Raw genomic sequence first — 3,636 nt, forward strand, 5'->3', positions numbered from 1 at the left:
AGTTTTAGGTGCTTGGTTTTCTGTTGATTTACCTGCTTTTTTAACGCGACTGCTCTTGGTTTTTTCCTTTGGCGTAGTCATCGTTATTTTCCTTATCGTTCTGCGTTTTAAGGCGCTAGTTTAAAGGTTGCACGCCTCTTTTAACGCTTTACCCGCTTTGAATGCAGGTGTCTTAGACGCAGCAATTTGAATTTCTTCACCTGTACGTGGGTTACGACCTGCACGAGCTGCGCGAGTGTTTACTTTGAAGCTACCAAATCCAAGGATCGCTACTTCATCACCGTTAGCAAGTGTTGTTGAAATACCTTCTACAAGTGCATTTAGCGCGTTACCCGCTTGTTCTTTTGAAATATCTGCAGATGTAGCGATGTGTTCAACTAATTGAGATTTGTTCATATTCTTGATTCCTTAGTGAGTAAGGCTGGTGTCTACCTTTGGCACCTAGCTTGAGTGATCTTATCAACACCAAGTACGATATTGTCAGTGATTGGGTAGGGCTTTGTTAAGTAACCAACAAGATCGTTTAGAAAACCATCAATTGTCCTTCTGGTGCAAGTTATTGATTTTTAGCGTTTTAAATACGAATAGTAAAAGGTCTTTCAGGACGTTTTGATTTCGAGGGATTGGATGAGTCGTCATCGTGCTAATTATCTGCAACCTGAGTATTCGTTTTTACTTGGTGATAGATATAGAAAAGCCCAGCGAAAGGCTGGGCTTTGGGGTATTCAAGTTGAACTGCTTAGAGTGAGCTTATTTATTGGTGACGAAAATCTGCTCTGTCTCTAGCGAGGTCATGTCGCGAACTTGGCGCCAGATGTAGTAAAAAATACCTAACATCATTAGTAAGCTTGGAATCGCAATCGCAGGGTAGCTATATAGAGTCAATTTACCGAGTTCTTCATTGAACGCCGCAGTACCAGCAGGGCTAGTAACAATCCAAGTCGCGAGGAAATAGTTCATCGCAGAAGAGAATGCGAACGTGCTAGCGAACATGTAGTTTGACGTCATTAGGCAACGATCAAATTTAGCTTGGTTTCCAAATTGCTTTAAACGCTCTTCAATTAGAGCAATGTTCAGCAATGCAGGCGTGAAAATCACTTTTTGGATGAATGGATAGCGAGTAAAGGTAGAGCCGAGTACCGCTAGACCGATTAAGCCAGGGATTAAGGCTTCTTTTAGAGCTAACCAACGCGTGTCTAGCTCGAAGAAACCAATGCCACCAGTTAGTAATACGCTGACAAAGCCAAGTGCAGCGATGAAGTTAAATTTCTTGTTGCGGATTAGCTCCATACCACCGTAAGCAATAGGGAAGGCGAGTGCGACAAGCAGAGCTAAACCAGTTCCGAGGTGCTCTTCGCCGCTGAACTTCATAAGGATGAATGACGGAAGAAGGACGTTAAATACGACTTCAAAAAGAGGACTCGATTTTTTGTTTTCAGTGTTACTCATAATCTCTAAATACATTGTGTTATGGATTTATTCTCAGGGATTGTTGTTTACCTCGCCTGAGATGTAAAGCCTAAAGGGGTCATGCTATGTAACGACATGTGACACCGACGACATATTTTCAGGTGTTTTGCACGTATTACCGGCTAATAAATGCGTTATGCGCGACGCTTTTTAAAGACGTGCCAGCCTGCCGTTAGAAGGGTTTTGACCACGACTCCTAGTGCGCTAAGTTTTGGATCTGCGTCTTTTCCTGCGGCAATGCGCCACATTTGATGTTCATACCAAACCAACCCGACCATTACCATTTTATCCAGTGAGGGTTTACCAGTTGTTGGTACGTCTAATGGCATTCCGTGAGTTGGGTTTGCCATTAACTTATTCGGGAAGTCAGGGTCTACTGCCATTGTTCGAGCAATCCCAACGAAGTCAGTGGCTGATGTCTGCAAAGCGTCATTCATTGCTGGTGCCGTTCTAAAGCCCCCAGTTACCACCAGAGGTGTGCTAACTAACGCTCTTACCTTCACCATATAATCTAAGAAATACGCTTCACGCTTTGCTGTGCTTGCTTTTACGGGGTCACTTTTGTTCTTAGAACCCATCATCGACGGGCTCTCATAAGTGCCACCGGATATCTCAATAAGATCGATACTCTCACGGCTCAGTGCTTGAACCACCTGCATCGATTCTACTTCAGTAAAGCCACCTTTCATGAAATCTGCGCTGTTAAGCTTGATTCCGACAGGAAAGCTTTCTCCAACCTCTTTACGAATCGCGCGGTACAGCTCGATCACAAATCGAAGCCTGTTCTCCAGCGAACCTCCCCATTTATCGTCACGTTGGTTGTGTCTTGAAGATAAAAACTGGCTGACAAGGTAACCATGAGCTCCGTGTATTTGTACTCCAGTAAAGCCGGATTGCTTTGCTAGTTTGGCGCTTAAAGCAAACTTGTTGATGGTGTCATGGATTTCAGAATCGGTTAGCGCTCGCGGTGTATTGAAGCCTTTTTCTAATCCACGCTCTAGGCTAATAGCCGATGGAGCAACAGGTTTTTCACATAAAAACTTCGGGATCTGTTTTCCAGGGTGGTTAAGCTGCATCCAAATCTGCGAGCCATTTTGCTTACCCGCACTTGCCCAAGCTTCGAATTGAGTAAGGTCACTGTGTTCATCTAGAACCACGTTGTTAGGCTCGCCGAGCGCGTTTCTATCAACCATTACGTTTCCTGTGATGGACAAACCAATGCCACCTTGTGCCCAGCGTTGGTACAAGGTAGCTAGCCCAGGTTTAGGATTATGCTGTTTGTCGCCAAGTTGCTCACTCATTGCCGATTTAAATAGGCGATTCTTAATGATTTGACCGTTGGGAAGAGAAAAGGAGTCGCTGAGGCTGATAGAGTTCATGATAGGTACTGGCTGTATTCTTTTGAGTGTTGGTATTAGTGCTTAGTATGTCCTATTTTAATGCCGCTTCCGAGTGGCTGATTGGACTTTCGTGGGGGAGTGTGTGGAGGTTTGGACTTTACGCACACTCATAGGGTAATGCTGTGATTACCCTATGAGTGTCTGGACTCGTGTTAACTCACTCTGTAATCGACCTTTATTTATCGAACATTAAGTTGAAGTTGAGTGGCACCTTATCGGAAAGCGCTAATCCGCCTACCGTTGCCGAAAGTTTGTTTAGATTGTCGGTTGAAATACCAAAATCTGCACCATTGACGATGATGGTCGAAGTTGAATTCACCATGACAAAACCGTCAGAGGGTACGACTATGACAGGGAAATCGATGGTTTTGGTTACACCATGCAGAGTCACTTCTGCTGCTATCGTCGTATTTTGGGGTTCACCTGTTAACAGCGAAGGCTCAACCGATCCCGAGATCTTAACTTCAGGAAAGTTCATTGATTCAAAATACAGTTCGTTTAGCCTCTGATCACGAATAGACACACCAGTGCTAATACTCTTCAAGTCCAATACGATTGAAAATTTCCCATCTTCGGTAAGCCCGCCTGACGAAGGCTTGATGGAAGCGGGTTCAACAACGAACTGCTTCTTAATGGTTGCGAGTGTGACATTCGACAGCTTCGGATCTAATGTGTAGCCGCTTTCTGCAAAAGACTGCGCTGATATGACGGTGCAAAGAAGCCCGATTGTTGTAAGTAGTTTTTTCATAAGTTGTCACCACATAAT

Annotated in this window: 4 protein-coding genes; all 4 read right to left on the reverse strand. The window is 44.3% G+C overall.

Features of this window, described 5'->3' with window-relative positions; translation table 11 throughout:
- Positions 1 to 120 precede the first annotated feature (120 nt).
- A complete protein-coding gene (locus BCT81_RS28255; RefSeq protein WP_102426583.1) occupies positions 121 to 396 on the reverse strand; it encodes an HU family DNA-binding protein in 276 nt (91 codons plus the stop codon).
- A 354-nt stretch (positions 397 to 750) separates the two neighbouring features.
- On the reverse strand, positions 751 to 1,449 hold the full coding sequence (locus BCT81_RS28260; protein ID WP_004741780.1) for a VC0807 family protein: 699 nt from the start codon (positions 1,447 to 1,449) through the stop codon (positions 751 to 753).
- Positions 1,450 to 1,604: 155 nt separating this feature from the next.
- Positions 1,605 to 2,849, reverse strand: coding sequence for an NADH:flavin oxidoreductase/NADH oxidase family protein (locus tag BCT81_RS28265; protein WP_102426584.1), 1,245 nt, complete (start codon positions 2,847 to 2,849; stop codon positions 1,605 to 1,607).
- Between the two features lie 196 nt (positions 2,850 to 3,045).
- Entirely contained in the window at positions 3,046 to 3,618 is a 573-nt protein-coding gene (locus tag BCT81_RS28270; RefSeq protein WP_102426585.1) for a YceI family protein, read from the reverse strand.
- Positions 3,619 to 3,636 lie beyond the last annotated feature (18 nt).

This window comes from Vibrio sp. 10N.261.52.A1 (assembly GCF_002876325.1).
In the GTDB taxonomy this organism is placed as follows: Bacteria; Pseudomonadota; Gammaproteobacteria; order Enterobacterales; family Vibrionaceae; genus Vibrio; species Vibrio chagasii.

Coding starts and splice junctions, on each gene's coding strand:
- BCT81_RS28255 (WP_102426583.1), bottom strand. CDS start 396: ATGAACAAATCTCAATTAGTTGAACACATCGCTACATCTGCAGATATT.
- BCT81_RS28260 (WP_004741780.1), bottom strand. CDS start 1,449: ATGAGTAACACTGAAAACAAAAAATCGAGTCCTCTTTTTGAAGTCGTA.
- BCT81_RS28265 (WP_102426584.1), bottom strand. CDS start 2,849: ATGAACTCTATCAGCCTCAGCGACTCCTTTTCTCTTCCCAACGGTCAA.
- BCT81_RS28270 (WP_102426585.1), bottom strand. CDS start 3,618: ATGAAAAAACTACTTACAACAATCGGGCTTCTTTGCACCGTCATATCA.